Below are 26,944 nucleotides of genomic sequence, written 5' to 3' on the forward strand. Positions count from 1 at the left end.
CCCGATGCGCTGACACCAGCTGGGCGGGTTGATTACCGCCTCTGCACCGACTACCCGACTACGTCAAAGCTACGCCCGATCAGGGCCATTTAGGGCCCGAATTCGCGCGGAGATTCCGCAGCTATTAGGTCACGTTTTATCGGCCGGAAGATGGGAAGTATTTCAGCACGCCTTCTTGCACCACCGTGGCGAGCGGTTGCCCGGATCGGTCGAAGAAGTGCCCGGTGCCGAGTCCCCGCGAATCGGCTGCCACCGGCGACGATGTGGAGTACAACACCCAGTCGTTGAAGTTGACCTGCCGGTGAAACCAAATGGAATGATTCGCCGAGGCGGCGAATATGCGGTCGAATCCCCAGGAAAGGCCGTGCGTAGTGATGACCGAGTCCAACACCGTGGTGTCCGACGAATACACCATTGTTGCCGTGTGCAATACGGGGTCGTCGGGAACTTCCCCCAAAGCCTTGACCCAGACCCGATTGTGCGGGAGCCGATCACCCTTCGTGCGCATCACCCACGCGGGGTCGTTGGTGTAACGCCACTCGATGGGCTGCAGGGCGTTGACGAAGTGCGGGACGGTTTCTTCGTAGCCACGCAGGAGTTCACCGATGGTCGGCTGCGTGTGCGGCTCGGCCACCTCCGGCGGCTCGATGCCGTGTTCCAGGCCGCGGCCGCCGGCCATGTAGGAGACCAGGGCCGTAGACAGCAGCGTGCCGTCCTGCATCGCATCGACGCGCCGATTGGCGAAGCGGCGCTCGTCGCGCAGCCGCGTCACGCGGAATTCGATGTCCTTGGCGGTGTCTCCCCCGTTGATGAAGTGCACCGACAGCGCGCCCGGCGGCAGGTCGTCGCGAACCAGGCTGCGGCTGCTCGCGACGAACGACTGCGACATGAGCTGACCGCCAAAGGTCCGCATGGGGTTCTTGCTGGGATGCGAGCCGATGAACAGGTCGTCGTCGACGCGGTGGAGGTCGAGTGTCGCCAGCAGTTCCTCGAAGTCCGGATGGGTCTCTGTCGCGGCTTCGTCAACCGCATTCGGCTCTTGAGACTCACAGCCGGCCGGCACACGCTCTCCTCTAGTTAGACGTCGTCCTCCCCGATCCGGTGCACATGGATGAGGTTGGTTGACCCTACTGTGCCAGGTGGCGCGCCAGCGACGATGACCACCAGGTCGCCACGCTTGTAGCGACCCAGCCCCAGGAGCGACTTGTCGACCTGGCGGATCATGCCGTCCGTGGAGGTCATCATCGGGACGATGAACGTTTCGGTGCCCCAGGTCATGGCCAACTGGCTACGCACCTCGGGCCACGCGGTGAAGGCGAGCAGCGGCAGCGGGGTATGCAGGCGCGCGAGGCGCTTGACCGTGTCGCCGGACTGGGTGAAGGCGACGAGCGCCTTGGCATCGAGCCGCTCGCCGATGTCACGGGCCGCGTAGGAGATCACGCCGCGTTTGGTGCGGGGCACGTGCGTCAGCGGCGGAGCGGCCGTAGAGTTCTCCTCCACCGCGCAGATGATCCGCGCCATCGTGCGGACCGCGGCCAGCGGATACTTCCCGACCGAGGTCTCCCCGGACAGCATCACCGCGTCGGCGCCGTCGAGCACAGCATTCGCCACGTCGGAGGCCTCGGCCCGGGTCGGCCGCGAGTTCTCGATCATCGAATCGAGCATCTGGGTGGCCACGATGACGGGCTTGGCGTTCTCCCGGGCCATCTGGATGGCCCGCTTCTGCACCAGCGGCACCTCTTCCAGCGGCAGCTCGACGCCCAGGTCGCCACGGGCCACCATGATCGCGTCGAACGCCAGCACGATGGCTTCGAGATTGTCGACGGCTTCCGGCTTCTCCAGCTTCGCGATCACGGGCACCCGCCGGCCGACCCGGTCCATCACCTCGTGCACCAACTCGACGTCGGAGGGCGAACGCACGAAAGAGAGCGCTACCAGGTCGACGCCGAGTTCAAGAGCGAAGCTGAGGTCGTCGATGTCCTTCTCCGACAAGGCCGGTGCGGACACGTTCATCCCGGGCAGCGACATGCCTTTGTTGTTGCTGACCGGGCCACCTTCGGTGACGGTGCAGATCACGTCGTCGCCCTCGATGACGTCGACAACCAGCCCGATTAGGCCGTCGTCGACCAGGACCCGGTCACCGACGACGGCGTCCTCGGCAAGTCTCTTGTAGGTGGTCGACACCCGGTCGTGGTCGCCCTCGCAGTCGGCGACGGTGATCCGCACCGTTTCACCGTCGGCCCAGTACGTGGGGCCGGTGGCGAAACGCCCCAGCCTGATCTTGGGCCCCTGCAGGTCGGCGAGCACGCCGACGGCGCGGCCTGTGGCGTCGGAAGCGGATCTGACGCGCTCGTAGGCGGCCTTGTGATCGGAGTAGTCGCCGTGGCTGAAGTTCAGCCTCGCGACGTCCATTCCGGCCTCAACCAGGGCCTGGATCGCCTCATCCGAATTGGTCGCAGGGCCAAGGGTGCAGACGATCTTTCCGCGTCTACTCACGGCGACCCAGCATAGTCGTGTGTGACCCCCACAGCCCGCACATAGCTGACACCGCGCAGTGTGCTCTTACCCACCAAGAACACTGGGAAACAGCGGGAAGGCGGGCAGGTTACGCAGCACCGTCCACGCGATCGTCGCGACCACGACCGTCAGCAACGCCGCCCTGGGCGGCGCTCCCTTGCCGCGGGCGCGGCGCACCAGCAGCCATGCGGCCAGCAACGGGATTCCCACCAGCAGGAAGACGTTGTCATGGATCCCGGCCATCACGTCGCCGTGCAACACGTCGTGCGTCATCCGCAGCCCGCCGCAAAACGGGCAATTCCAGCCGGTGAGCCATTTGAACGGACAGGCCGGATAGATCGAACTCGGGCGGTGCGGGTCGGCCAGCGCGACGTAGCCGAGCGCGCCACCCAGCGCCACGCCGGTCCCGGCTGCGATGGAGAACCGGTGACGCCGCAGGCCGTGCGGGTCGGGTTGCGCGGGTGGATGCGGTTGCCCCATCCAGCCCGCTGACCTCGCGTTGGTCACGCTGTTCAGCATGCCAGATCCGTTGCGCCCCGCCAGGTGAAATCGGGCGCCGGTGGTCAGCGGCCCGACAGCCGGTTCCTGAGTCGCGAGCCCCATCGCCGACGGGTTTCGGGCTGGGTCGGGCTCGTTGAGGGTTCGGGTGTTTCGGATTCGGGTTTGTCGGGTTCGGGTGTTTCGGCGGCCGGCTCGTCTTCCGTTGCGGCCTCCAATTCCCCGGTTTCGGGTTTGTCGGCGTCTATCGCTTCCGGTTCGTCGGCTTGGGGCTCTTCCGATTCCGCTTCGGGCTCTTCCGATTCCGCGTCCGGCTCTTCGGCTTCCGATTCCGGCTTTTCGGCTTCCGACTCTTCGGTCTCAGGCTCTTCGACTTCGGGCTTTTCGCGCTCGGCCTCTTCAGGCTCGGCCACGGCTTCCGGCTCTTCCGATTCCGCTACCGGCTCTTCGGCTTCAGGCTCGGCCTCGGCCTCGGGCTCCTCGGCTTCGGGCTCGTCGACCTCAGCCTCGCTGGGCTCCGCTTCGATGGCCTCCGTCGAGTCCGCTACCGGTTCTTCGGCTTCCGCACCGGCCGCGGTGGTTTCGTCGGCGTCCGCCGTCTCCAGCGACGAGGTCGGCGCATCGGCTGCCGCGAGACCCACAACGCCCGCCGTGGTCGTCGCTGCGGTCACCGTGGCGGGCTCGTCCACCGGTTCGGCCTCGGCCGCTTCCTCGTCGAGGTATTGGTTGCCGCGTAGGCTCTCGGGATCTTCGCGGCCCTTCGGCGCCGCCATCAGATACACCACGGCCCCGATGAACACGAAAGTCGATGTGAACGAGTTGATCCGGATACCGGCGATGTGGGTGGCGGTGTCGTCGCGCAGCAATTCGACACAGAACCGCCCCACGCAGTAGCCCGCCACGTACAGGGCGAACAGCCGGCCGTGGCCCAACGTGAAGCGTCGGTCCGCATAGATCAGCGCGACGAAAATCAGGACATTCCAGATCAATTCGTAGAGAAACGTCGGCTGCACCACGAACGCGATCTGGCCCGTCGAGACGCCATCCAGCGAATGCGGGTCGATGTATCCCGAGGGGTCTCGGCGATAGAAGACCTGCAGGCCCCACGGCAGCGTGGTCTCGCGGCCGTAGAGCTCCTGGTTGAAGTAATTGCCGAACCGTCCGATGGCCTGCGCCAGAATGATTCCGGGTGCCAGCGCGTCGGCGAAGGCGGGAAGCGGAATCCCGTGCCGGCGACAGCCGATCCAGGCGCCGACTCCGCCGAGCGCCACCGCGCCCCAGATGCCCAAGCCGCCGTCCCAGATCCGTACGGCCGCCCCGAGTCCGGCACCGCCGGGGCCCCAATAGGTGCGCCAGTCGGTGGCCAAGTGATAGAGCCGGCCACCGATCAAGCCGAACGGCACCGTCCACAGCGCGATGTCGTAGATCACGCCGCGCTCGCCGCCGCGGGCTTCCCAGCGCCGGTCACCGATCAGCAGTGCGGCCACGATGCCGGCGATGATGAACAGCGCGTAGGCCCGGATGGGCAGCGGGCCGAGGTGCCACACGCCCTGCGGCGGGCTCGGGAAATAGGCCAGCAGCTTCGTCACGAGGCGGCCGCCCTCTGACGAACACCGGCGGCGAGTTCCTCAGTCAGTGCACGCAATGCAGTCAACCCCCCGTCCCCCAGTGCCGACACCAGCGCGGACCCGACGATGACACCGTCTGCGTAGCTGCCGATCTGGGCGGCCTGCTCTCGCGACCGCACCCCCAGACCGACACCGACGGGTATGTCGGATACCTCCTTGACTCTGCTCACCAACTCGGGCGCCGCGTTGGACACGACGTCGCGCGCCCCGGTCACGCCCATCGTCGAGGTCGCGTAGACGAATCCACGCGACGCGTCGACCGTCATCGCCAACCGCTGCGGCGTCGAGGACGGCGCCACCAGAAAGATCCGGTCCAACCGGTGCTCCTCGGAGGCCGCCAACCACTGCCCGGCTTCCTCGGGGATGAGATCCGGCGTGATCAGGCCGAAGCCGCCGGCGGATGCCAGATCCCGGGCGAACGCGTCAACCCCGTAGCGCAGCACCGGGTTCCAGTAGGTCATCACCACGGCGTGACCACCGGCCGCGCTGATCGCCTCGACCGCGGCAAGGGTGTCCCGGACGCGCACTCCCCCGTGCAGCGCGATCTCAGTGGCCTTGGCGATGGTCGGGCCGTCCATGCCGGGGTCCGAATAGGGAACCCCGACTTCGATGATGTCGCAACCCGATTCGACCAGTGCGGTCATCCCCTTCACCGACGTCGGCACGTCCGGGTAACCGGTGGGCAGATATCCGATCAGCGCCGCGCGATTGTCTTTGCGGCAGCCATCGAAAATCGACTCGAGCTTGCCCGCTTCGCTGTGTTTGACCGTCATCGATCGCTGGATCCCAACAGCCCGAACCACTTCGCGGCGGTCTCGACGTCCTTGTCACCGCGCCCGGACAGGTTCACCACGAGGATCGCGCCGTGCCCCAACTCGGGACCCAATTTCAGCGCACCCGCGACGGCGTGCGCGGATTCGATGGCCGGGATGATCCCCTCCGTGCGGCACAGGACACGGAATGCATCCATCGCCTCGGAGTCGGTGATCGGCCGGTACTCCGCGCGGCCCGTCTCGCGCAGATACGCATGTTCTGGACCAACTCCCGGATAGTCGAGACCCGCTGAGATGGAATGGGATTCGATGGTCTGTCCGTCCTCGTCCTGCAGCAGATACGAGTACGATCCCTGAAACGCACCGGGTGAGCCGCCACTGAAGGTCGCGGCGTGCCTGCCGGTTTCGACACCGTCGCCGGCCGCCTCGAATCCGACCAGCCGCACATTCGGATCGTCGATGAACGGGTGGAAGATCCCAATCGCGTTGGAACCGCCGCCGATGCAGGCCACCACGGCGTCGGGCAACCGGCCCGCCTGGGCCTGGATCTGGGCGCGCGCCTCGAGGCCGATGATGCGCTGAAAGTCGCGCACCATGGCGGGAAAGGGATGGGGGCCGGCCGCGGTGCCGAAGCAATAGAAGGTGTTGTCGGCGTTGGTAACCCAATCCCGGAACGCCTCGTTGATGGCGTCCTTGAGCGTCTTGGAACCGCTTTCCACCGAGACGACCGTCGCCCCCAGCAGGCGCATCCGCGCCACGTTGAGCGCCTGACGCTCGGTGTCCACCGCGCCCATGTAGATCACGCATTCCAGGCCGAGCAAGGCACACGCGGTAGCGGTCGCCACGCCGTGCTGACCGGCCCCGGTCTCGGCGATCACCCGCTTCTTGCCCATCCGCTGGGCCAGCAACGCCTGACCGAGCACGTTGTTGATCTTGTGAGATCCGGTGTGGTTCAGGTCTTCTCGCTTGAGGAAGATGCGCGCGCCGGCTTGTTCGGACAGGCGGCGCGCCTCGTACAGGGGCGAAGGCCGGCCGGCGTAGTTCGCCTGCAGGTAATCCAGCGTGTCCAGGAAATCCTGGTTGACACGTTCCTTCTCGTAGGCCGCGGTGACCTCTTCGATCACGGCCATCAACGCCTCGGCGACGTAGCGGCCGCCGTACACACCGAAATGGCCACCCGCATCGGGTTCGTGGCGGGTGGGTTCGGCGATGGCTGCGCTCGCGAGCGGAAGGTCCGGGCGGGACGGGTTCACCATCACCAAGTCTCTACGCGGGGATGGCTCATGGGTTCAACGTTTCAGCGCTGGGGCTTTTGGAGTGACGTAGTGACTAGCGAGCCGGTTTCGGACAGGACGGATGGGTGCCCGCGGTGACCAGGTCGGCAACCGCGGCGCGCGGGTCACCACTTTTGACCAGGCCTTCGCCGACCAGGACGGCGTCGGCGCCCGCACCGGCGTAGGCCAGCAGGTCTCCCGTACCGCGCACACCGGATTCGGCGATCCTGATCACGTTGCTGGGCAGCCCGGGAGCGATGCGCGCGAAGCAATCCCGGTCCACCTCCAGTGTCGCCAGATCGCGGGCGTTGACGCCGATTACGTTGGCCCCGGCCTTGAGCGCCCGGTCGGCTTCTTCCTCGGTGTGCACCTCGACGAGCGCCGTCATGCCCAGCGATTCGGTGCGGTCCAGCATCGACACCAACGCCGACTGCTCCAGCGCCGCGACGATGAGCAGCAACATGTCGGCGCCGTGCGCGCGCGCCTCGTGGATCTGATAGGGCTGCACGACAAAGTCTTTGCGCAGAATCGGTATCGAGACGGCCGCGCGAACCGCGTCGAGGTCGTCGAGCGAGCCGTGGAAGCGGCGCTCCTCGGTCAACACGCTGATGATGCGTGCGCCACCGTCTTCGTAGGCCCTGGCCAGTTTCGCCGGATCGGCAATGGTCGCCAGCGAACCCGCCGACGGGCTGGCGCGCTTGACCTCGGCGATGACACCGATTCCGGGTTCGCGCAGGGCGGCCATCACGTCGCGTGGTGGCGGTGCGGCCGCCGCGGCGGCCTTGATCTCGGAAAGGCTGATGAGCGCTTCGCGCGCGGCAACGTCGGCCCGGACTCCCTCGAGGATGGAGTCAAGCACGGTTGCCGGACTCATGCCTGTCGTTTCCCTTCGCCCTGTCGCCCGCTGTCATCCCACGGCCACTGCGTTGTCCCCAGCCGATTGCGACGACGTGAATGAAGGGTAGCGGCCCGCGGCTTGCGGCCCGTCACCGACCCTCGGTGTCAGACTCGTTCGGCCGATCGGTCGGGTCGCGTCCCTCGTCAAGCGCGTCCCAGATCATCCGCTCCGACATTCCCGGCGTCTCCGGCTCCTCCAGCATCGCCCCGTCGGCCTCTTCGCGTCGCACAATCGACCGGCGCGTCGCCGGTGCCGCGTACTTTATTGCGCTCGAGCGGGCCGACCCGGAGTCGGACGCGGAGCGCATGAGCAGGACGGCGGCGATCAGCGTGCACGCCGCGGCGGCCACCGTGACGCCCGCGCCCCAGTACCGCCGCTCGCTTCCCACCAGCGACATCACCGAGACGTGCGCCAGCTCGGCGCCGCGTACCGCCACGTCGGGCAACGCCCAAAGGCTGATCCCCAAGTACCCCACCGCCAGGCTGACCACCGCCAGCAGGCCCGCCAGCGCGCGCAGCAGCCAACCCCGTACGGCGATGGCGGCGACGGCCGCGGCCAGCAGGAGCAACGCCAACGGCAGCAGCGCCGTCGACCACGCCCCACCGGCCAAGGTCACCTGTTTGGGCGGCCCCAGCCCGTCGAACGACCGGATGACGACCCACGGCAGGCGCGAGGCCGCCCACAACGTCCCGGCGGCGATCACCAACACCGCCTGGGCGATCCGGATCAGCCACCGGCTGTTCGGCCGGCCGGTGTCCGCGCGGGCCTCACTCATCGCCGCTTGGGCCGGGTTCGGTCAGCGTCTCGGCGGCCGCGATCGCGCTCAGCACGGCGCGGGCCTTGTTGGTCGCCTCGGTGTACTCGTAGGGGCCGTTGGAGTCCGCGACGACCCCACCGCCGGATTGCACGTAGGCGGTGCCGTCGCGCATCAGGGCGGTGCGGATGGCGATCGCGAAGTCGGCATTGCCGGCGAAGTCCAGGTAGCCGACCACGCCGCCGTACAGGCCGCGGCGCGTCTTCTCCACTTCTTCGATGAGCTCCATGGCCCGGACCTTCGGTGCGCCCGACAGCGTGCCGGCCGGGAAGCAGGCCGTCACCGCGTCCAGCGCGGTGCGACCCTCTTCGAGCATGCCGGTCACCGTCGACACCAGGTGCATGACGTGGCTATAGCGTTCGATGTGGCTGTAGTCCTCGACGCGCACGGTGCCCGGCGCGCAGACCCGGCCCAGATCGTTGCGGCCCAGGTCGACGAGCATCAGGTGCTCGGCGCGTTCCTTGTCGTCGGCCAACAGCTCCTTTTCCAGCAGCTGGTCCTCTTCCTCGGTGTCCCCGCGCCACCGGGTGCCGGCGATCGGGTGGGTGGTCGCGGTGCCGTCGGCCACGGTGACCAGCGCCTCGGGACTCGAGCCGACGATCGAAAAGTCAGTTCCGCCAATGTCATTCGGCACCTGCATCAGATACATGTAGGGGCTTGGGTTGGTGACCCGCAACATCCGGTACACGTCGATCGGATCGACGGGGGTGTCCATTTCGAACCGTTGCGAGGGCACCACCTGGAAGGCCTCCCCCGCGGCGATCTGGTCGACCAGGTAGTCGACGATCTTTCCGTACTCCTCGACGCTGCGCTGGGCGCGGTAGCGCGGCTCGGGCCGCTCGAATGTGCCGACCGTGGACGACAACGGCTGGCCCAGCGCCGCCGTCATCACATCCAGGCGGGCGATCGCGTCGTCGTAGGCCTCGTCCACCCGCTCGTCGGTCCCGTTCCAGTTCACGGCGTTGGCGATCAGCGTGATGGTGCCCTCGTGGTGATCGACGGCCGCCACATCGGTGGCCAGCAGCAGCAACATGTCGGGCAGCTTCAGGTCGTCGACGGCCAACTCGGGCAGCCGTTCCAGGCGCCGCACCATGTCGTAGGCGAAGAACCCGACCATCCCGCCCGACAGCGGTGGCAGCCCGTCGAGCGGGCCGGTGGCCAGCAGCTCGCACGTGGCGCGGAGGGCCTGCAGCGGGTCGCCCCCGGTCGGTGCATCCTGTGGCACCACGCCCAGCCAGACGGCCTCACCGTCGCGCACCGTCAGCGCCGACGGCGCCCCGGCGCCGATGAACGACCACCGCGACCAGGAACGGCCGTGCTCGGCCGACTCGAGCAGGAAGGTGCCCGGGCGGTTGGCGGCGAGTTTGCGGTAGGCCGACAGCGGCGTCTCGCTGTCGGCCAGCACCTTGCGGGTCACCGGAACCACGCGGTGCTCGGCTGCCAGCTGGCGGAAATCCTCTCGTGAGGTCGTCGCGGCGAGGTGGGCGTGCACCAAACCATCTTCCCAGACGGGTTGCTGCGCTTCGGGCCAGCCCGACGACGATGGCGGCGGCGTAGCGTGTCCGCCATGAAACCTGGTGACACCGTCGCGGACTTCGAGTTACCCGATCAGACCGGGACGCCGCGCAAGCTCAGCGAACTGCTTTCCGGCGGGCCGGTGGTGCTGTTCTTCTACCCGGCAGCGATGACGCCCGGCTGCACCAAGGAAGCGTGCCACTTCCGCGACCTGGCCTCCGAATTCGCCGCGGTGGGGGCCCGGCGGGTGGGCATCAGCGCCGACGCCGTGCAGAAGCAGGCCAAGTTCGCCGACCTGCAGAAGTTCGACTACCCGCTGCTGTCGGACCCCGACGGCACCGTCGCCACGCAGTTCGGCGTCAAGCGCGGCCTGCTCGGCAAGCTGATGCCGGTCAAGCGCACGACGTTCGTCATCGACACCGACCGCACGGTGCTCGAGGTGATCTCCAGCGAGTTCAACATGGACAGCCACGCCGACAAGGCACTGGCGACCCTGCGGGCTCGCGCGTAACCGTCAGGGGTTGATCGCCAGGAACACGTAGGCGGCCAACAGCACCAGGTGCACCTCGCCCTGCAGGCGGGTCGCCCGCCCGGGCACCACCGTCAGCATGCTGATCACAACCGTCAGGGCGAGCAACACCAGCTGGATGGCACCGAGGCCGAGCACCAGCGGCCCCTTGAGCCATGTCGACGCCAGCGCGATCGTCGGGATGGTGAGCCCGATGCTGGCCATCGCCGAGCCGTACGCCAGGTTCAGGCTGATCTGGATGCGGCCCTTTCGCGCCGACCGCGCCGCCGCGAGCGTCTCGGGCAGCAGCACCAGCGCCGCGATGATCACACCCACGAATGACTGCGGCAAGCCCGCCACCACTACCGCGTGTTCGACGGCCGGGGATTCCTCCTCGGCCAGCCCGACCACCGCCACCAGGGCGCAGAGCAGCAGCAGCAGGCTGCTCAAGGCCTGCCGCCTGGTGGGTGGATCCGCGTGACTCTCGTCCTCGAAAACGCGCTTTTGGCCCTTCTGCGCGATCGGCAGAAAGAAATCGCGGTGCCGCATGGTCTGGGTGAACACGAACAGCAGATACACCAAGAGCGTGGCGATCGCGGCGAAGGCAAGCTGGCCGGGGGTGAACTCCTTGCCCGGATGCCCGGTGGTGAACGCGGGCAAAACCAGGCTCAACGTGGCCACCGTGGTGACCGAGGCCAGGGCGGCTCCGGCGCCCTCGGCGTTGAACAGCGTCACGCCGTAGCGCCGGGATCCGAGCAGCAGCGACAAACCGGCTATCCCGTTGGTGGTGATCATCAGCGCGGCGAACGCGGTGTCCCTGGCCAGGGTCGCGGCCTCGTTGCCGCCGGACGCCATCAGCTCGACGATCAGGGCGACCTCGATGACCGTCACCGCGGCCGCGAGCACCAACGACCCGAAGGGCTCACCGACTCGGTGTGCGACCACCTCCGCGTGATGCACCGCGGCGATCACGGCGCCGATGAGAAACAGCGCAGCCACTCCGACAAGTAGTGGTCCCAGTTTCTCGCCCCAGATCCCTGCCAGCACGACGACGGAAAGCACCGGCACAACGGCGTTCCAGGACAACCATTTCGACATTGACCGCCATTCTTGCCGAAGTCGTCCCCCCGCGCCTGCAGAAAGTGACCGCGGACACCGCCCGACCCGGTCGGCGATAACCGGTTGCGGCAGCGACGGCGTCAGTAACATGCTCACATGCCCGACAGCGGTGGCGGTAGCGAAGGCCTGACCGAAGGCCAGGAGTTTGCCGGCTACACCATCATCCGGCGGCTGGGCGCCGGGGGCATGGGTCAGGTCTATCTGGCCCAGCACCCGCGGCTGCCCCGCCGCGACGCGCTCAAGGTGCTAGGCGGTCAGCGCTCCGGTGCCAGCAGCACATCGGCGTCGAAGCAGCTGTGATCGCCCGTGTGGCAGGCGCCGCCGACCTGGTCGACCGTCAGCAGCACGGCGTCGCCGTCGCAGTCCAGGCGCACCGAGTGGACGTATTGGGTGTGACCGGACGTCGCCCCCTTGATCCACTGCTCGCCGCGGGAGCGCGAATAGTACGTCGCCTCACGGGTTTCCAGGGTCCGGGCCAGCGCCGCGTCGTCCATCCAGGCGACCATCAGCACGTCACCGCTGCCGCGCTCCTGCACGACGGCGGTGAACAGGCCGTCGGCGTTGCGCTTGAGCCGCGCGGCGATCTGCGGGTCGAGCGTCATCGCACGGTGATCCCTTCTGCGGCCATGGCGGCCTTCACCTGACCGATGGTCAGCTCCCGGAAGTGAAACACGCTGGCCGCCAACACCGCATCGGCGCCGGCCGCGATCGCGGGCGCGAAGTGTTCGGCCGCCCCGGCGCCGCCGCTGGCGATGACGGGCACCGTGACCGCCGACCGCACCGCCTGAAGCATCTCCAAGTCGAACCCGGCCTTGGTTCCGTCGGCGTCCATCGAGTTCAGCAGGATCTCCCCCACCCCGAGATCGGCTCCGCGCGAAGCCCACTCGACCGCGTCCAGCCCGGTGCCCTGGCGCCCGCCATGCGTGGTGACCTCCCAGCCCGACGGCGTCGGCACCGCGCCCGGCGGCACCGTGCGGGCATCGACGGACAGCACGATGCACTGGGATCCGAACTGGCGCGCCATCTCGGCCAGCAGTTCGGGGCGGGCGATCGCGGCGGTGTTGATGGACACCTTATCGGCGCCCGCACGCAGCAACACGTCGACGTCGGCCACGGTGCGCACCCCGCCGCCGACGGTCAGCGGAATGAAGACCTGCTCGGCCGTGCGGCGCACCACGTCGAGCATGGTGGTCCGCCCGGACGACGACGCGGTCACGTCGAGAAAGGTCAGCTCGTCGGCGCCTTCGGCGTCATAGGCGGCGGCGAGTTCCACGGGATCGCCCGCGTCCCGGAGGTTTTCGAAGTTGACCCCTTTGACCACCCGCCCGCCGTCGACGTCCAGGCACGGGATCACTCGCACCGCGAGGCGGTGCGGATTCGGGGCCATCTCAGTAGTCCTCCGGTCGGCCGGTGGCACGCAGGATTTCGAGGATTTCGGCGTGCGCGCCGGGACCGGCCGCCAGTGCGGAATCCGAATCCGGAGTCCACGGCTCACCGGCCAGGTCGGTGACGACGCCGCCGGCGGCCCTCACCAGTGCGACCCCGGCGGCGTGGTCCCACACGTGGCCACCGAAACTTATTGCCGCACCGAGTATTCCGTCGGCGACGAACGCCAGGTCAAGCCCGGTGGAGCCGTGCATGCGCAGTCGCGAGGAGACCCGGCTGAGGTTCTCCAGCACCGCCATTCGGTAGCGCCCCGGGAACCGGCCGCGGGCGTCGGCACTGAACGACCCGGCGCCGACCAGGGCGTCGGCCAAATCGATGGCGGCCAGCGGCGGCTGCGGCACCCCGTTCTTGCGCAACGGGCCGCCCGCCACCGCGGTGTAGCGCTGGTCGATGAACGGCAACCAGGTCAGTCCGGCCACCGGGTCACCGTGGTGCAGCAGGCCGAGCAGGATCCCGGCCATCGGCGATCCGGCCGCGTAGTTGAAGGTGCCGTCGACGGGATCCAGCACCCACACCCAGGGCGAGTCGACGGCCGAACCGCCGAATTCCTCGCCGTGCACCCCGATCCCGGTGGCCTCGACGAGTGCGGCGACCACCTCCCGCTCGATCGCGAGGTCCACGTCGGTGGCAAAGTCGTTGCCCTTCTTGCGGACCGCGGAGTCGGCGCGGTGACCGGCAAGGAACGGTTCGACCGCGTCGTCGAGAATCGCCGACGCCTGCGCCACCAACGTGTGCACGTCCATGCGGCGCTACCCCGCCACCGCGGCCAGCGCCTGAGGCAAAGTGAATCGGCCCGCGTAGAGGGCCTTGCCCACGATGGCGCCCTCGATCCCGCGGCCGGTGAGGGTGGCGATCGCGCGCAGGTCATCGAGGCTGGACACGCCGCCCGAGGCGATCACCGGGGCATCGGTGCGGTCGGCCACGGATGCCAGCAGGTCCAGATTCGGGCCGCCCAGCGTCCCATCCTTGGTCACATCGGTGACCACGAACCGCGAACACCCTTGCCCGTCAAGGCGTTCCAGCACCTCCCACAAATCGCCGCCGTCGGTTTCCCAGCCCCGCCCGCGCAGCCGGTGCGCGCCGTCGACGATCTGGACGTCCAGGCCCACCGCGACCTTGTCGCCGTGTTCGCTGATCGCACGAGCGCACCACTGCGGGTCCTCGAGGGCCGCCGTGCCCAGGTTCACCCGGGCGCAGCCGGTGGCCAGGGCGGCGGCCAGCGAATCGTCGTCGCGGATCCCGCCGGACAGCTCCACCTGCACGTCGAGCTTGCCGACCACTTCGGCCAGCAGTTCGCGGTTCGAGCCGCGCCCGAACGCCGCGTCCAGGTCGACCAGATGGATCCATTCGGCACCATCGCGCTGCCAGGTCAGCGCGGCGTCCAGCGCCGAGCCGTATTCGGTTTCACTGCCCGCCTTGCCCTGCACCAGACGCACGGCACGGCCGTCGACCACGTCGACCGCGGGCAACAAGATCAACACATTCCCTCCTGTGTGCCGAGATTGCAACGCGTTACGCGCATCGTCGGCTGTTGCTTGGTAGAAAGCGCTTTCGCGAGGCCCTTCACAATCCCTGGACCCAATTGCTCAACACCGCCGCGCCCGCATCCCCGCTCTTCTCCGGGTGAAATTGGGTGGCTGACAGCGGCCCGTCCTCGACCGCGGCCAGAAACGGCCCCTCGTGGGTGGCCCACGTCAGCACCGCCTCGGGCGAACCCTCCCACTGTTGCGCGGCGTAGGAGTGCACGAAGTAGAACCTGGTGTCGGCATCGAGTCCCTTGAACAGGACAGTGCCGGGCCCGGATTCGACGACGTTCCAGCCCATGTGCGGGATGACCGGCGCCTGCAGTCGCGTGACGTAGCCCGGCCACTGGCCGCAGCCCTGCGTCTCCACACTGAATTCGACGCCGCGGGCGAACAGGATCTGCATGCCGACGCAGACGCCCAGCACCGGGCGCCCGGCGGCGATCCGCTCGGCGATGATGCGCTCGCCGCCGATGTTGCGCAACCCCGTCATGCATGCCTCGTACGCGCCGACGCCGGGCACCACCAGTCCGTCGGCGGCGGCCGCGGCGTCGGCGTCGCGGGTCACCTCGACCGACGCGCCTACCCGCTCGAGGGCACGCTGAGCCGACCGGAGGTTGCCCGAGCCGTAGTCAAGGACAACAACTTTCTTCAGTGCCGTCACAGCACCCCTTTGGTGGACGGCACGTCCGACACCCGGGGGTCGGGCTCGACCGCCTGACGCAGCGCACGGGCAACCGCCTTGTACTGCGCCTCGGTGATGTGGTGCGGGTCGCGCCCGTACAGGACGCGCACATGCAACGCGATGCGCGCGTTCATCGCCAGCGATTCGAACACGTGCCGGTTGATCACCGTGTGATACGGCACCGAGTTGCCCGCAATGGTGGTGTGCTGCAGGTGATCCGGTTCTCCGCTGTGCACGCAATAGGGCCGGCCGGACACGTCGACCGCCGCGTGGGCCAGCGTTTCGTCCATCGGGATGAACGCGTCGCCGAACCGCCGGATGCCCCGTTTGTCACCCAGGGCCTGGCCGAGCGCCTGGCCCAGTGCGATGGCGGTGTCCTCGATGGTGTGGTGTCCCTCGATTTCGACGTCGCCCTTGGTGCGCACGGTGAGGTCGAAACTGGCATGACTGCCCAGGGCCGTGAGCATGTGGTCGTAGAACGGCACACCGGTGTCGATGTCGACCTGGCCGGTGCCGTCCAGGTCGAGTTCGATGACGATGTCGGATTCCTTCGTACGGCGCTCGATGCGCGCACGACGGGTGGCGGTCGCTGTCACGGTGCTCCTACGGGGCTGGGGGTAACCGGTATCAGTTCGGTGGCGGCGATCTGGGCGCTGGCGCGCAGGAAGGCGTCGTTCTCCTCGGCCAGTCCGGTGGTGGCGCGCAGGTAGCCGGGGATGCCGACGTCGCGGATCAGCACGCCGGCGTCCAGATAACGTTGCCAGGTGGCCGGCGCATCGGCGAATTCACCGAACAGCACGAAGTTCGCGTCGCTTGGAATCACCCGAAAACCCATGCCGGCCAAGGCGGTTGAGACACGCTCGCGTTCGGCGATCAGTGTCGCCACACTCCCCAGGGTGTCATCGGCGTGCCGCAGCGCGGCGCGGGCGGCGGCCTGGGTGAGCACCGACAGGTGGTACGGCAGCCGCACCAGCAGCATCGCGTCGATCACCGCCGGGGTGGCGATCAGGTAGCCCAGCCGGCCGCCGGCGAACGCGAACGCCTTGCTCATGGTGCGCGAGACGATCAGCTTGGTCGGGTACTCCCCCACCAGCTCGACGGCACTGGGCTGCGAAGAGAACTCGCCGTAGGCCTCGTCGACGATCAGGATGCCGGGCACCACGTCGAGCAGCCGCCGCAAGTCCGGCAGCGGAACACTCTGCCCGGACGGGTTATTCGGGCTTGCGACGAACACCACGTCGGGCCCGCGGTCGGCGATGGCGGCGACGGCGGCGTCGACGTCCAGGCCGAAGTCGTCGGCGCGGGCGGCCTGTAGCCATTCGGTGCGGGTGCCATCGGAGATGATCGGGTGCATCGAATACGACGGGACGAACCCGATGGCGGTGCGCCCCGGCCCCCCAAAGGCCTGCAGCAGCTGCTGCAGGATCTCATTGGAACCATTTGCCGCCCAGAGGTTTTCGACTCCGAGCGCGACGCCGGTCTGGGCGCTCAGGTAGGCGGCCAGGTCGGCCCGCAGGGCCACCGCGTCGCGGTCGGGGTAGCGGTGCAGGTCGGCGGCGGCCTGGCCCACCGACCGAACCACGTCATCCACCAGCGCCTTGCTCGGCGGGTGCGGGTTCTCGTTGGTGTTCAGCCGTACCGGGACGTCCAATTGCGGTGCGCCGTAAGGCGATTTGCCGCGCAGGTCGTCGCGCAGCGGCAGGTCGTCGAGCGTGGGCTCCGATCGTCCGCTCATCGCTCGAACCTCCGCCGTACCGCTTCGCCGTGCGATGGCAGGTCTTCGGCCTCGGCAAGCGTGATCACATGTCCGGACACGTCTTTGAGGGCCGCCTCGGTGTAGTCGACGACGTGGATGCCGCGCAGGAAGGTCTGCACCGACAGGCCGCTGGAATGCCGGGCGCTGCCCGCGGTGGGCAGCACGTGATTGGATCCGGCGCAGTAGTCACCGAGGCTTACCGGCGCGTACGGGCCGACGAAAATGGCTCCGGCCGAACGGATTCGGCCGGCCACGGCGGCCGCGTCGACGGTCTGGATCTCCAGGTGTTCGGCGGCGTAGGCGTTGACCACTTCGACGCCGGCGTCCAGGTCGTCGACCAGGATGATGGCCGATTGGCGTCCACCGAGTGCGGCCGTCACCCGTTCGCGGTGCACGGTCGTCTGTAGCTGGGCGGCGAGCTCCGCGTCGGTGGCGGCGGCCAGGTCCGCGCTGGGGGTGACCAGCACGCTGCCGGCCATCTCGTCATGCTCGGCCTGACTGATCAGGTCGGCGGCGACGTGCGCCGGGTCGGCGGTGTGGTCGGCCAGGATCGCGATCTCGGTCGGGCCGGCCTCGGCGTCGATCCCGACGTGCGACCGGCACAGCCGCTTGGCGGCGGTGACGTAGATGTTGCCGGGCCCGGTGATCATGTCGACGGGCGCCAGCTCGGCGCCGTCGAGGTCGGTGCCGCCGTAGGCCAGCAGCGCCACCGCCTGCGCGCCGCCCACGGCCCACACCTCGTCGACGCCCAGCAGCCGCGCCGCGGCCAGGATCGTCGGGTGCGGCAGGCCGTCGAATTGAGCCTGCGGGGGGCTGGCCACCACCAGCGAGGCGACGCCGGCGGCCTGGGCCGGCACCACGTTCATCACCACACTGGAGGGGTAGACGGCGTTGCCGCCGGGCACGTACAGACCCACCCGGTCAACCGGGACCCACCGCTCGGTGACGGTGGCGCCCGGGCCAAGGGTGGTCGTGACGTCGGTGCGACGCTGGTCGGCATGCACGGCGCGGGTGCGTTCGATCATCACTTGCAGCGCGTCGGCCACCCTGGCGTCCAGTTCGGCCAGGGCGTTTTCGAGCGCGGCGTCCGGCACCCGGACGGCCGGGGGCCGGACCCCGTCGAACGTGGCCCCGAACTCGCACGCGGCTTCGGCGCCGCGCTCGGCGACGGCCTGCACGATCGGCCGGACCTTGGGCAGCACCGCCTCCACGTCGGCGCCGCCGCGGGGCAGCGCCCCCCGCAATCGGGCAGCCGTCAACTCCGTGCCCCGCAGGTCGATACGGGCCATCGGCGACGGTTGGGTGGTGCTCACGGTGTCCATTGTCCCAGAGGAACTCAAGTCAATATCCGACCGGTACAGTGCCGGTATTGAGGCCATACCCCGCGTTGCCGACCCAGGGAGCCGCCATGTCCGCGAAGGATCACCCCAACAACGCCCCGGGCATCCCGATGGTCTTCCCGCCCTGGTTTGAGCGCTTCCAGATCAAATACTTCAACCCGGCGCTGAAGCCGATCGTGCGATACCTGCCCGGAACCGCGACGATCAAGCACCGGGGCCGCACCTCCGGCAAGCCCTACGAGACCATCGTGACCACCTATCGCAAGGGCAACACCCTGGCGATCGCGCTGGGCCACGGCAAGACGAACTGGGTGAAAAACGTGCTGGCCGCCGGTGAGGCGGACGTGGAGCTCAGCCGCAACCGGTCGGTGCACCTGATCAACCCGCGAATTCTGCCCGCCGGCTCGAACGGGGACGGCCTGCCGGGGCTGGCGCGCATGCAGCTGCGCCGGATCGGTGTTTTCGTCGGCGACATCGCCTGAGGCCGGCGGCGCTACGGCCGGCGTCGAGTGTGCACTGGCGGCGTTGAGTGTGCGCCCAGGGCGGCGACACGCCGGTGAAGCCCGCCCAGGATGCACACTGGACGCGGCGCACCGCGGACGCAGTCCCACCTACATGTCGAGGCCGATGTCGAGCACCCGCACCGAATGGGTCAGCGCGCCGACGGCCAGGTAGTCCACCCCGGTCGAGGCGTAGGCGGCCGCGTTCTCCAGGCTGAGCCCGCCCGAGGACTCCAGCAGCACTGCGGGTGCCCGCGCGTCCCGGCGCTGCACGGCCATCTGGGTCTGCCAGACCGGGAAGTTGTCCAGCAGGATGAGCTCGGGCTTCTCGGGCAGCACCTCGTCCAACTGCTCGAGTGAATCCACTTCCACCTCGCACGGCAGATCCGGTGCCGCATCGCGCACGGCCCGCAGCGCGTCGACCACCGATCCCGCGGCCACCACGTGGTTGTCCTTGATCAGGGTCGCGTCGCCGAGCCCCAGGCGGTGGTTCACGCCGCCACCGACCCGGATGGCGTATTTCTGCAGGACGCGAAGGCCGGGCAGGGTTTTGCGGGTATCGCGCACCCGGGCCTTGGTGCCGTGCACGGCGTCCACCCAGTGCGCCGTCGTGGTGGCGATCCCGGACAGGTGGCAGATCAGGTTCAGCATGGTCCGCTCGGCGGTCAGCAGGCCGCGGGTCTCGGCGCGCAGCGTCAGGACCGGCTGGCCCGGCTCCAGGCGGGCCCCGTCCTCGACGCGGTCGACCACTTGGTAGCCGCGGGCGCCGAGCACCTCGTCGAGCACCAGCAGCGCGATGTCGATGCCGGCGATCACGCCGGGCTGGCGGGGCACCATCGAGGCGGTCGCGACCGCTTCGGCGGGCACCGTGGCCAGGGTGGTGATGTCGGGCCCGTAGCGCAGGTCCTCGACCAGGCCCCGCTTGATGGTTTCGCGCGCGGCGGTCAGTTCACAGTCGGACATGGTGGTCATACGACCGCCGCCAACGCCTCCACCAGCACCGCGTTCTGGTCGTCGGCCAGCCGCAGCACGTTGCTGCGGCCCAGCTCGGACGCGGTCTGCGGGTACTCCTCGCGATGGTGGCAGCCCCGGCTCTCGGTGCGGGCCAGGGCCGCGGCCGTGATCGCGCGGGCGGCGACGGCCAGCGCCACATCCTCGAAGTCGCGGCGCCCGGACACGGCACGGAGCTGCGCCTGCGACAGCACGGTGGACAGTCGGGTCAGTCCGGCGGCATCGCGCACCACCGACGCGTCGCGGCTCATCGCGCGCTGCAGCTCGGCGCGCTCGGGGGCGGTGTGGACGAGCGGCCCGGGCGCGACCGCGCGCACCCGCCCGATCGTGGCGGCATGCGCGGCCGCCGATTTGCCGGCCCGCCCGCCGACCACCAGACCTTCCAGCAGGCTGTTGGACGCCAGCCGGTTGGCACCGTGCAGTCCGGTGCGCGCCACCTCGCCGGCGGCGAACAACCCGGGCAGTTCGGTTTGGCCGTAGACGTCGGTGACGATGCCGCCGCAGCTGTAGTGCGCCCCGGGCACAACCGGAATGGGCTGCCGGACGGGATCGATGCCGGCAGCCCGGCAGCCGGCCGTCACCGTCGGGAACCGGTCGGCGAAGTCGCCGATATGGCGCGCGTCGAGGAAGACGCAGGCATCACCGGTGGCCTTCAGCCGGGCGTCGATGGCCGCGGCGACGACGTCGCGGGGGGCCAGGTCCCCCATCGGGTGAACACCCGCCGTCACCGAATCACCTTGTCGGTCAATCAGTTTCGCACCCTCACCGCGGATGGCCTCGGTGACCAGCGGACGCCGTCCGCTGGCGGCATCGGGGGCGAAGAGCATCGTGGGGTGGAACTGGATGAACTCGAGATCGCTGACCGGGACACCGGCCCACAAGCCCAGCGCGATGCCGTCGCCGGTGGAGCCCTCGGGGTTGGTGGTCGCGCCGTACAGGTGCCCGAGGCCCCCGGAGGCCAGGATCACCGACGGCGCACTGATGATTCCGTACCCGTCGGCGGTGCCGACCAGGACGCCGGTCACGGCCGCACCGTCGTGCAGAACCCGCAGCGCCACATGGCCGGTGCGGATGTCCAGCGTGCGCGCGGCGTGGTCGAGGGCCCGCTGCACCTCCGCGCCGGTGGCGTCGCCGCCGGCATGCACGATGCGACGCCGCGAGTGTCCACCCTCGCGCGTCAGCGCCCATTTGCCCGGCGCGGCTTCGTCGAAACGTGCTCCGTCGCCGACCAATTCGGCGACGGCCGCGTAGCCGTCGGCGACAATCGAGTAGACCGCCGCGGGGTCGCACAGACCCGCGCCCGCGACCACCGTGTCGGCGACGTGGGCCTCCACCGAATCGTCATTGTCGGGCAGCACCACCGCGATGCCGCCCTGCGCGTAATGCGTCGCGGTCGCCCCGCGGGCCTGGTCGGCCTTGCTTAGCACGACGACACTGCGACCGGCGCGGTGGGCGGCCAGCGCGGCGGCTAATCCCGCGACACCGGTACCGATTACGACGACGTCGGCGCTGTGCGTCCACTGGGGACGGGCGGTCACTCGCCACCGCCCGGCTGGCCGATCTCGATCATTCGCTGCACGCTGCGCCGGCCGGCGGCGGCGACGTCGGGATCGACATCGACCTCGTCGGCCCCCTCGACGAGGCAGCGCAGCAGCGCGGCCGGGGTGATCATCTTCATGAACTTGCAGGAAGCGCGGTCGTTGACCGCGCGGAAGTCGACTTGCGGTGCGGCCCGGCGCAATTGGTACAGCATGCCGACCTCGGTGGCGACCAGCACCTTGCGTGCGTGAGTCTGGTTGGCGGCCTCCAGCATGCCGCCGGTGGACAGGATCTTCACCCGGTCCGGCGGGAAGGCACCCTCACCCGCGAGATACAGGGCCGAAGTGGCGCAACCACATTCGGGGTGCACGAAGAGCTCCGCATCGGGGTTGGCGCGGGCCTGGTCGTTGAGCTCGTCGCCGTTGATCCCGGCGTGCACGTGGCATTCGCCCGCCCACACGTGCAGGTTCTCGCGACCCGTCATCCGGCGGACGTGGGCGCCGAGGAACTGATCCGGGCAGAACAGCACCTCACGGTCGGGGTCGATGGATTCGACGACCTCGACCGCGTTGGACGAGGTGCAGCAGATGTCGGTGAGCGCCTTGACCGCCGCCGTCGTGTTGACGTAGGAGACGACGACCGCACCGGGGTGTTCGTCCTTCCAGGCCCGCAGCTCGTCGGCGGTGATGGAATCGGCCAGCGAGCAACCGGCGCGATGGTCCGGGATGAGCACGGTCTTGTCCGGACTCAGGATCTTGGCCGTCTCGGCCATGAAGTGCACACCGCAGAACACGATGGTGTCCTCGGCCGCCTCGGCGGCGATCCGCGACAGCGCCAGTGAGTCGCCCACGTGGTCGGCGACGTCCTGGATCTCGGGCAGTTGATAGTTGTGCGCCAATACGGTGGCGCCGCGCAGCTTGGCCAGGCGGCGAACCTCGGCGGCCCATTGCTCATCACCGGCCACACCGGCGTACCCGGCGGGTGAATTCGTGATGTCGGCGACCATACTTTCGGTGAGCGTGTCCATGCGATTGATAACCGTCATGGCGGCTCCTTTCAGCCCAGCAGGTTTTCGACTTATAATCGAAAACATGGCCCATGGTAGCACCGCTCACGAAGTGCTCGCGGTCGTGTTCCAGGTTCGCGAAGTGACCGAACAGGTTACGAAGGGACGCCGGACGGCGAAACCGCAGTTGAACGTGCTGTTATGGCAGCGCGCGCGGGAGCCGGAACAGGGCAAGTGGTCGCTGCCCGGCGGGCAGCTGCGCAACGACGAGGACATGATCACCTCGGTCCGGCGCCAGCTCGCCGAAAAGGTCGACCTCAAAGAGCTGGCCCACCTGGAACAGCTTGCGGTGTTCTCCGACCCGCACCGGGTGCCGGACACCCGCGTGATCGCGTCCACATTCCTGGGCCTGGTGCCCTCCCCCGCCAGCCCCGAGCTGCCGCCGGACACCCGCTGGCATCCGGTGAACTCCCTGCCGCCGATGGCCTTCGACCACGGCCAGATGGTGGACAACGCCCGCACCCGGCTGATCGCCAAGCTGTCCTACACCAATATCGGCTTCGCTTTGGCACCAAGGGAATTCGTGCTTTCCACGCTGCGCGACATCTACGGCGCCGCGTTGGGCTATCAGGTGGACGCGACGAACCTGCAGCGAGTGCTGGCCCGGCGTGGCGTCATCCGGGCGACCGGCACCATCGCACAATCCGGGCGCAGCGGCGGACGTCCGGCCGCGCTGTACCGGTTCACCGACGCGGCGCTGCGGGTCACCGACGAGTTCGCCGCGCTCAGGCCGCCGGGGCTGCCAGGCTAGGCTGGCCGAAAAGCTTCATTCGGGCGGCGCGGGGGTATTCCACTCCGGCAGCGCTATGAGCTGGCCGGAGTGGCAAGAAGTCGCTCACACTACGGCGATTACGTTTTGGTTACCCGCCGTTCGTGCGCGAGAATGCCGGGTGGCCACGAAGGGAGCCTCAATGGCTGAGCTCGGCAACCTCGCAGGCACGCAGGGCGCGGAATGGATCGCCCGGCCGCCGCACGAGGAACTGCAGCACAAGGTGCGTCCGCTGCTGCCCTCGGACGACCCGTTCTACCAGCCGCCGCTGGGCTTTCAGCACGCCGAGCCCGGGACCGTGCTGCGCTCGCGCGATGTCGCGCTGGCGTTCCTCGGCCTGATCCCGCAGCCCATCAAGGCCGTCCAGCTGCTGTACCGGACGATGGACATGAACGGCGAGCCGGAGGCCACCGCCACGACGGTGATCGTCCCCGCCGAACTCGCTCCGGGCCAGTCCTGCCCGCTGCTGTCCTACCAGTGCGCGATCGACGCCGTCTCGTCACGTTGCTTCCCCTCTTACGCGCTGCGGCGCCGCGCGAAGGCGCTGGGCTCCATCGGCCAGTTCGAGCTCTTCCTGATTGCCGCCGCCGTAGCCGAGGGGTGGGCCGTCTCCGTGCCCGACCACGAAGGCCTGCGCGGCCTGTGGGGCGCGCCGTATGAGCCCGGCTACCGCGTCCTGGACGGCATCCGGGCGGCGCGCAACTCGGAGCGCCTCAACCTGTCGTCCACCGCCCCCGTCGGGCTGTGGGGGTACTCCGGTGGCGGACTGGCCAGCGCCTGGGCCGCCGAGATGTGCGCCGAATACGCGCCCGAGCTGAACATCGTCGGCGCGGTGCTGGGCTCACCCGTCGGTGACCTGGGCAACACCTTCCGGCGGCTCAACGGCAGCTTCCTGTCGGGGCTTCCCGCGCTGGTGGTGGCCGCGCTCGCGCACATCTATCCCGATCTGGACCGGGTGATCCGCGAGCACACCAACGAGGAGGGACGCGCCCTGCTCGACTCGCTGGAGAAGATGACGACGGTCGAAGCGGTGGTGCGGATGGCCGGCAAGAACATGGGCGACTACCTCGACCAGCCGCTCGAGCAGATCCTGGCCACCCCCGAGGTCACCTACGTCTTCGACCACATCAAGCTGGGCGCCGCCGTCCCGACACCGCCGGTGCTGATCGTGCAGGCCGTCCACGACTACCTGATCGACGTCCATGACATCGACCTGCTCGCCGACGCGTATTCGGCCGGCGGCGCGCACGTCACCTACCACCGCGACGCCTTCAACGAGCACATGATGCTGCACCCGCTGTCGGCGCCGATGGCGCTGCGCTGGCTGACGGATCGTTTCGAAGGCCGCCCGCTGACCGAGCACCTGGTCCGCACGACGTGGCCGACGATGTTCAACCCGATGACCTACGTCGGCATGGCCCGGCTGCTCAAGATCGCGGCCAAGGTCGTCACGGGCCGCAAGCTCGGCCGCCGTCCGCTATGACACGGGCGCTTCCGCGGCGCCTCCGCCTGCCACCGGCAGCGCTTCGGAAGGCCTAGGCTCCGGCGGCAGCGCACCCAGGTCGTCGCGGGCATCCGCGGCCGCCCGCACGGCGTAGACCAGGGCCGCGATGCCGGCCGGCCACAACAGGGTCACCGCGATCTGCAGCGGTCCGGTCGAGAAGAACACCGGCGGCGCCTGCGTGACGTACGCGACCGACGGGCTCTTCGTCAGCGGGACCGCATCGAAGTTCAGGGCGCCGTAGGCCAGCCGAACCAGCCCGGCCCCCACCGCCGAGGCCAGCGCGGCCGCCGCCACCATGCCGGCCGACAGCGCGATGACCATTGCCGGCCCGCGGTGCTCGCGCCACTGCCACACGCCGACCGAGGCGACCACCGCCAGCACGGTCAGCAGCCCCAGCATCAGGGCCGGCGCGACGAAGAAGTGCTCGGACTCGTTGCCCAGATAGTCGTGGACCCGCTCGCCCGAACGGGTGAGGGCCACCACGGCCCGAATCGGCGGGGCGATCCACGCCCACACTCCGCCGATCACCAGGCCGGTGATCGCCGACCCGAGGGCCACGACCAGGAGTGCGCGCACCCGGGCTCGCCGGGAAACGGTGACGAGAGGCGCATCGGACTTGGCCGGCTCGGTCACCGCTGCGTCTCCAGATCGCCGGAATCGACCTCACCGTGCCGCGAGCAGCGCGCGCGCCAGCCGTCGGGGCGAACCTGCACCACCATCCGGCGACCGCACGCCGCGCAGAATCGCGGAGGCTCAAGACCCAACTGAGCCGCTGTCGGCACTGAGGTGCCCCCTAATTCCCCGGTGTAGACGTTGTAGACGCCGGCGCTGACCGCAGCGCCCAAATCGCCAACCACAAGTCTCCAACCTAGCCGCGAAGTCGGTCTACAAGCTGGCGTTGAGCCCCTTGAGGGGCATCTGCAGGTCGTCCAGCAATTCCAGGTCGGATTCGGCGGGCCGGCCCAGCGTGGTCAGGTAGTTGCCGACGATCACGGCGTTGATGCCGCCCAAGATGCCCTTCTTGGCACCCAGGTCGCCCAGTGTGATCTCCCGGCCGCCGGCGAATCGCAGCATGGTGCGGGGCAGCGCCAGGCGGAACGCGGCCACCGATTTCAGCGCCTCACTCGCAGGCATGACCTCCAGGTCGCCGAACGGGGTGCCGGGCCGCGGGTTCAGGAAGTTCAGCGGCACCTCGTCGGGGCCGAGTTCGGCCAGCTCGGCGGCGAATTCCGCGCGCTGTTCCAGGGTCTCGCCCATGCCGAGGATGCCGCCGCAGCAGACCTCCATGCCGGCATCGCGGACCATCGACAGCGTCTCCCAGCGCTCTTCCCAGCTGTGGGTGGTCACGACGTTGGTGAAGAACGAGCGGGCGGTCTCCAGGTTGTGGTTGTAGCGGTGCACACCCATCTCGGAGAGCTGCTCGACCTGCTCGGCCGTCAGCATCCCCAGCGAGCAGGCGATGTTGATCTCGACCTCGTTGCGGATCGCCTCGATGCCGGCCGCGACCTGGGCCAGCAGCCGCTCGTCTGGCCCGCGCACGGCGGCCACGATGCAGAATTCGGTGGCCCCGGACTTGGCGGTCTGCTTGGCCGCCTCGACCAGGCTGGGAATGTCGAGTCGCGCGCTGCGCACCGGCGACGCGAACAGCCCCGACTGCGAGCAGAAGTGACAGTCCTCCGGGCAGCCGCCGGTCTTCAGGCTGATGATGCCCTCGACCTCGACCTCGGGGCCGCACCAGCGCATCCGCACGTCGTGGGCGAGCGCCAGCAGCTCGTCGAGCCGGTCATCGGGCAACTGCAGCACCCGCAGCACCTGCTCCCGGCTCAATCCCTGGCCGTCCTGAAGCACCTGCTGCCGGGCCACCGCCAGGATGTCCTCGTCGTTGCCGGTTTCGGCCGCCGGTCGAGTTGCCGCTTGAGTCACCAGGTACTCCCCTTGCCTCTTTATCGTGTCCGCGCGTGGGGACACATCTGCCACGTGGTGATGGCAGCCGTGAATGAAAGGTGTTCAAAGTAGGGTAACGGCCGAAGTACACGACCTACCTATGGGTATACGACCATTGTGACTCCGCACGTCGAATTCCTGGCCCACCACTACCTGCTGTTGGCGGCGCCGGCGTTCCTGCCTGCGGTGATCGTCGTCGGGGTGGTCTTGTACATCGCGCTGCGCGACCGCCGGGAAGGCCGGAGCACCACGGGCGCCGGCAAGGACGCTGCCCATCGCGACACGCCCGACAAAGAGCGTGATTGACGAGCCCTGGA

General features: G+C 68.9%; 29 protein-coding genes and 1 pseudogene. 6 read left to right on the plus strand and 24 right to left on the minus strand.

Annotation, left to right across the window (positions count from 1 at the left end):
- Positions 1–136: 136 nt before the first annotated feature.
- The 9 genes from MTY59_RS23475 to MTY59_RS23515 all read right to left on the minus strand — a co-directional run bounded on the left by MTY59_RS23475 (position 137) and on the right by MTY59_RS23515 (position 9,894).
- Positions 137–985, minus strand: coding sequence for an acyl-CoA thioesterase II (locus MTY59_RS23475; RefSeq protein ID WP_221046617.1), 849 nt, complete (start codon positions 983–985; stop codon positions 137–139).
- A gap of 92 nt (positions 986–1,077) precedes the next feature.
- Positions 1,078–2,496 carry a pyruvate kinase gene (gene pyk, locus MTY59_RS23480; protein WP_221043277.1) on the minus strand — a complete coding sequence of 473 codons (1,419 nt, stop codon included), beginning with the start codon at positions 2,494–2,496 and terminating at the stop codon, positions 1,078–1,080.
- 66 nt (positions 2,497–2,562) lie between these two features.
- Entirely contained in the window at positions 2,563–2,916 is a 354-nt protein-coding gene (locus tag MTY59_RS23485; protein WP_415822932.1) for a DUF2752 domain-containing protein, read from the minus strand.
- Between the two features lie 164 nt (positions 2,917–3,080).
- The gene (locus MTY59_RS23490; RefSeq protein ID WP_221043278.1) at positions 3,081–4,604 is read right to left on the minus strand and encodes a prolipoprotein diacylglyceryl transferase; all 1,524 of its coding nucleotides are present in this window, start codon (positions 4,602–4,604) and stop codon (positions 3,081–3,083) included.
- Complete coding sequence (trpA, locus tag MTY59_RS23495) at positions 4,601–5,416, minus strand: tryptophan synthase subunit alpha (protein ID WP_221043279.1); 816 nt, start codon at positions 5,414–5,416, stop codon at positions 4,601–4,603. The genes MTY59_RS23490 and trpA overlap by 4 nt, the downstream gene beginning before the upstream one ends.
- Positions 5,413–6,672, minus strand: coding sequence for a tryptophan synthase subunit beta (gene trpB / locus MTY59_RS23500; RefSeq protein ID WP_221043280.1), 1,260 nt, complete (start codon positions 6,670–6,672; stop codon positions 5,413–5,415). The genes trpA and trpB overlap by 4 nt, the downstream gene beginning before the upstream one ends.
- A 73-nt stretch (positions 6,673–6,745) precedes the next feature.
- Positions 6,746–7,564 carry an indole-3-glycerol phosphate synthase TrpC gene (gene trpC / locus MTY59_RS23505; RefSeq protein ID WP_007776189.1) on the minus strand — a complete coding sequence of 273 codons (819 nt, stop codon included), beginning with the start codon at positions 7,562–7,564 and terminating at the stop codon, positions 6,746–6,748.
- A 112-nt stretch (positions 7,565–7,676) separates the two neighbouring features.
- Positions 7,677–8,363, minus strand: a complete 687-nt coding sequence (locus MTY59_RS23510; protein WP_221043281.1) for a TIGR02234 family membrane protein — start codon at positions 8,361–8,363, stop codon at positions 7,677–7,679.
- The gene (locus MTY59_RS23515) at positions 8,356–9,894 is read right to left on the minus strand and encodes an anthranilate synthase component I (protein WP_221043282.1); all 1,539 of its coding nucleotides are present in this window, start codon (positions 9,892–9,894) and stop codon (positions 8,356–8,358) included. The genes MTY59_RS23510 and MTY59_RS23515 overlap by 8 nt, the downstream gene beginning before the upstream one ends.
- A 75-nt stretch (positions 9,895–9,969) precedes the next feature.
- Between MTY59_RS23515 and MTY59_RS23520 the strand changes: the two genes are divergently transcribed.
- The gene (locus MTY59_RS23520) at positions 9,970–10,428 is read left to right on the plus strand and encodes a peroxiredoxin (RefSeq protein WP_221043283.1); all 459 of its coding nucleotides are present in this window, start codon (positions 9,970–9,972) and stop codon (positions 10,426–10,428) included.
- A gap of 3 nt (positions 10,429–10,431) precedes the next feature.
- Here the strand turns inward: MTY59_RS23520 and MTY59_RS23525 are convergent, their stop codons facing one another.
- Complete coding sequence (locus MTY59_RS23525) at positions 10,432–11,523, minus strand: calcium:cation antiporter (RefSeq protein WP_221043284.1); 1,092 nt, start codon at positions 11,521–11,523, stop codon at positions 10,432–10,434.
- A 117-nt stretch (positions 11,524–11,640) separates the two neighbouring features.
- Here MTY59_RS23525 and MTY59_RS23530 point away from each other — a divergent pair.
- Positions 11,641–11,793, plus strand: a pseudogene (locus MTY59_RS23530) (serine/threonine-protein kinase); the annotation flags it as partial.
- A gap of 5 nt (positions 11,794–11,798) precedes the next feature.
- On the opposite strand, the gene hisI reads toward MTY59_RS23530, so the two are convergent.
- The 8 genes from hisI to hisD all read right to left on the minus strand — a co-directional run bounded on the left by hisI (position 11,799) and on the right by hisD (position 18,276).
- Complete coding sequence (gene hisI / locus MTY59_RS23535; protein ID WP_221043285.1) at positions 11,799–12,146, minus strand: phosphoribosyl-AMP cyclohydrolase; 348 nt, start codon at positions 12,144–12,146, stop codon at positions 11,799–11,801.
- Complete coding sequence (gene hisF / locus MTY59_RS23540) at positions 12,143–12,931, minus strand: imidazole glycerol phosphate synthase subunit HisF (RefSeq protein WP_221043286.1); 789 nt, start codon at positions 12,929–12,931, stop codon at positions 12,143–12,145. The genes hisI and hisF overlap by 4 nt, the downstream gene beginning before the upstream one ends.
- A gap of 1 nt (position 12,932) precedes the next feature.
- A complete protein-coding gene (locus MTY59_RS23545; RefSeq protein ID WP_221043287.1) occupies positions 12,933–13,733 on the minus strand; it encodes an inositol monophosphatase family protein in 801 nt (266 codons plus the stop codon).
- 6 nt (positions 13,734–13,739) lie between these two features.
- The gene (gene priA / locus MTY59_RS23550) at positions 13,740–14,471 is read right to left on the minus strand and encodes a bifunctional 1-(5-phosphoribosyl)-5-((5-phosphoribosylamino)methylideneamino)imidazole-4-carboxamide isomerase/phosphoribosylanthranilate isomerase PriA (RefSeq protein WP_221043288.1); all 732 of its coding nucleotides are present in this window, start codon (positions 14,469–14,471) and stop codon (positions 13,740–13,742) included.
- An 82-nt stretch (positions 14,472–14,553) separates the two neighbouring features.
- Positions 14,554–15,168 carry an imidazole glycerol phosphate synthase subunit HisH gene (hisH, locus tag MTY59_RS23555; RefSeq protein ID WP_415822931.1) on the minus strand — a complete coding sequence of 205 codons (615 nt, stop codon included), beginning with the start codon at positions 15,166–15,168 and terminating at the stop codon, positions 14,554–14,556.
- Positions 15,169–15,173: 5 nt separating this feature from the next.
- Positions 15,174–15,794, minus strand: a complete 621-nt coding sequence (gene hisB / locus MTY59_RS23560) for an imidazoleglycerol-phosphate dehydratase HisB (RefSeq protein ID WP_221043289.1) — start codon at positions 15,792–15,794, stop codon at positions 15,174–15,176.
- Entirely contained in the window at positions 15,791–16,933 is a 1,143-nt protein-coding gene (locus MTY59_RS23565) for a histidinol-phosphate transaminase (protein WP_221043290.1), read from the minus strand. Before MTY59_RS23565 ends, hisB begins: the two co-directional genes overlap by 4 nt.
- Entirely contained in the window at positions 16,930–18,276 is a 1,347-nt protein-coding gene (hisD, locus tag MTY59_RS23570; protein ID WP_221043291.1) for a histidinol dehydrogenase, read from the minus strand. The genes MTY59_RS23565 and hisD overlap by 4 nt, the downstream gene beginning before the upstream one ends.
- Before the next feature lie 86 nt (positions 18,277–18,362).
- On the opposite strand from hisD, the gene MTY59_RS23575 reads away from it, so the two are divergent.
- Positions 18,363–18,776, plus strand: a complete 414-nt coding sequence (locus MTY59_RS23575; RefSeq protein ID WP_221043292.1) for a nitroreductase family deazaflavin-dependent oxidoreductase — start codon at positions 18,363–18,365, stop codon at positions 18,774–18,776.
- Between the two features lie 129 nt (positions 18,777–18,905).
- Here the strand turns inward: MTY59_RS23575 and nadC are convergent, their stop codons facing one another.
- The 3 genes from nadC to nadA are packed head-to-tail and all read right to left on the minus strand — an operon-like array spanning position 18,906 to position 22,389.
- Positions 18,906–19,766 carry a carboxylating nicotinate-nucleotide diphosphorylase gene (gene nadC / locus MTY59_RS23580; RefSeq protein WP_221043293.1) on the minus strand — a complete coding sequence of 287 codons (861 nt, stop codon included), beginning with the start codon at positions 19,764–19,766 and terminating at the stop codon, positions 18,906–18,908.
- Complete coding sequence (locus tag MTY59_RS23585) at positions 19,763–21,343, minus strand: L-aspartate oxidase (RefSeq protein WP_221043294.1); 1,581 nt, start codon at positions 21,341–21,343, stop codon at positions 19,763–19,765. Before MTY59_RS23585 ends, nadC begins: the two co-directional genes overlap by 4 nt.
- The gene (nadA, locus tag MTY59_RS23590; protein WP_221043295.1) at positions 21,340–22,389 is read right to left on the minus strand and encodes a quinolinate synthase NadA; all 1,050 of its coding nucleotides are present in this window, start codon (positions 22,387–22,389) and stop codon (positions 21,340–21,342) included. Before nadA ends, MTY59_RS23585 begins: the two co-directional genes overlap by 4 nt.
- A gap of 46 nt (positions 22,390–22,435) precedes the next feature.
- On the opposite strand from nadA, the gene MTY59_RS23595 reads away from it, so the two are divergent.
- Complete coding sequence (locus MTY59_RS23595; protein WP_221043296.1) at positions 22,436–23,161, plus strand: NUDIX hydrolase; 726 nt, start codon at positions 22,436–22,438, stop codon at positions 23,159–23,161.
- A gap of 160 nt (positions 23,162–23,321) precedes the next feature.
- Positions 23,322–24,662 carry a lipase family protein gene (locus MTY59_RS23600; protein ID WP_221043297.1) on the plus strand — a complete coding sequence of 447 codons (1,341 nt, stop codon included), beginning with the start codon at positions 23,322–23,324 and terminating at the stop codon, positions 24,660–24,662.
- Here the strand turns inward: MTY59_RS23600 and MTY59_RS23605 are convergent.
- The 3 genes from MTY59_RS23605 to bioB are packed head-to-tail and all read right to left on the minus strand — an operon-like array spanning position 24,657 to position 26,606.
- Complete coding sequence (locus MTY59_RS23605) at positions 24,657–25,316, minus strand: DUF2567 domain-containing protein (RefSeq protein WP_221043298.1); 660 nt, start codon at positions 25,314–25,316, stop codon at positions 24,657–24,659. The two genes, MTY59_RS23600 and MTY59_RS23605, sit on opposite strands and share 6 nt — an antisense overlap.
- Positions 25,313–25,540, minus strand: a complete 228-nt coding sequence (gene bsaP / locus MTY59_RS23610) for a biotin synthase auxiliary protein BsaP (protein ID WP_064883538.1) — start codon at positions 25,538–25,540, stop codon at positions 25,313–25,315. The genes MTY59_RS23605 and bsaP overlap by 4 nt, the downstream gene beginning before the upstream one ends.
- A gap of 28 nt (positions 25,541–25,568) precedes the next feature.
- Positions 25,569–26,606 carry a biotin synthase BioB gene (bioB, locus tag MTY59_RS23615; protein WP_221043299.1) on the minus strand — a complete coding sequence of 346 codons (1,038 nt, stop codon included), beginning with the start codon at positions 26,604–26,606 and terminating at the stop codon, positions 25,569–25,571.
- A gap of 135 nt (positions 26,607–26,741) precedes the next feature.
- Between bioB and MTY59_RS23620 the strand changes: the two genes are divergently transcribed.
- Positions 26,742–26,933 carry a hypothetical protein gene (locus MTY59_RS23620; protein ID WP_221046619.1) on the plus strand — a complete coding sequence of 64 codons (192 nt, stop codon included), beginning with the start codon at positions 26,742–26,744 and terminating at the stop codon, positions 26,931–26,933.
- The last annotated feature ends 11 nt before the right edge of the window (positions 26,934–26,944 follow it).

Source organism: Mycobacterium senriense, from assembly GCF_019668465.1.
Taxonomy (GTDB): domain Bacteria; phylum Actinomycetota; class Actinomycetes; order Mycobacteriales; family Mycobacteriaceae; genus Mycobacterium; species Mycobacterium senriense.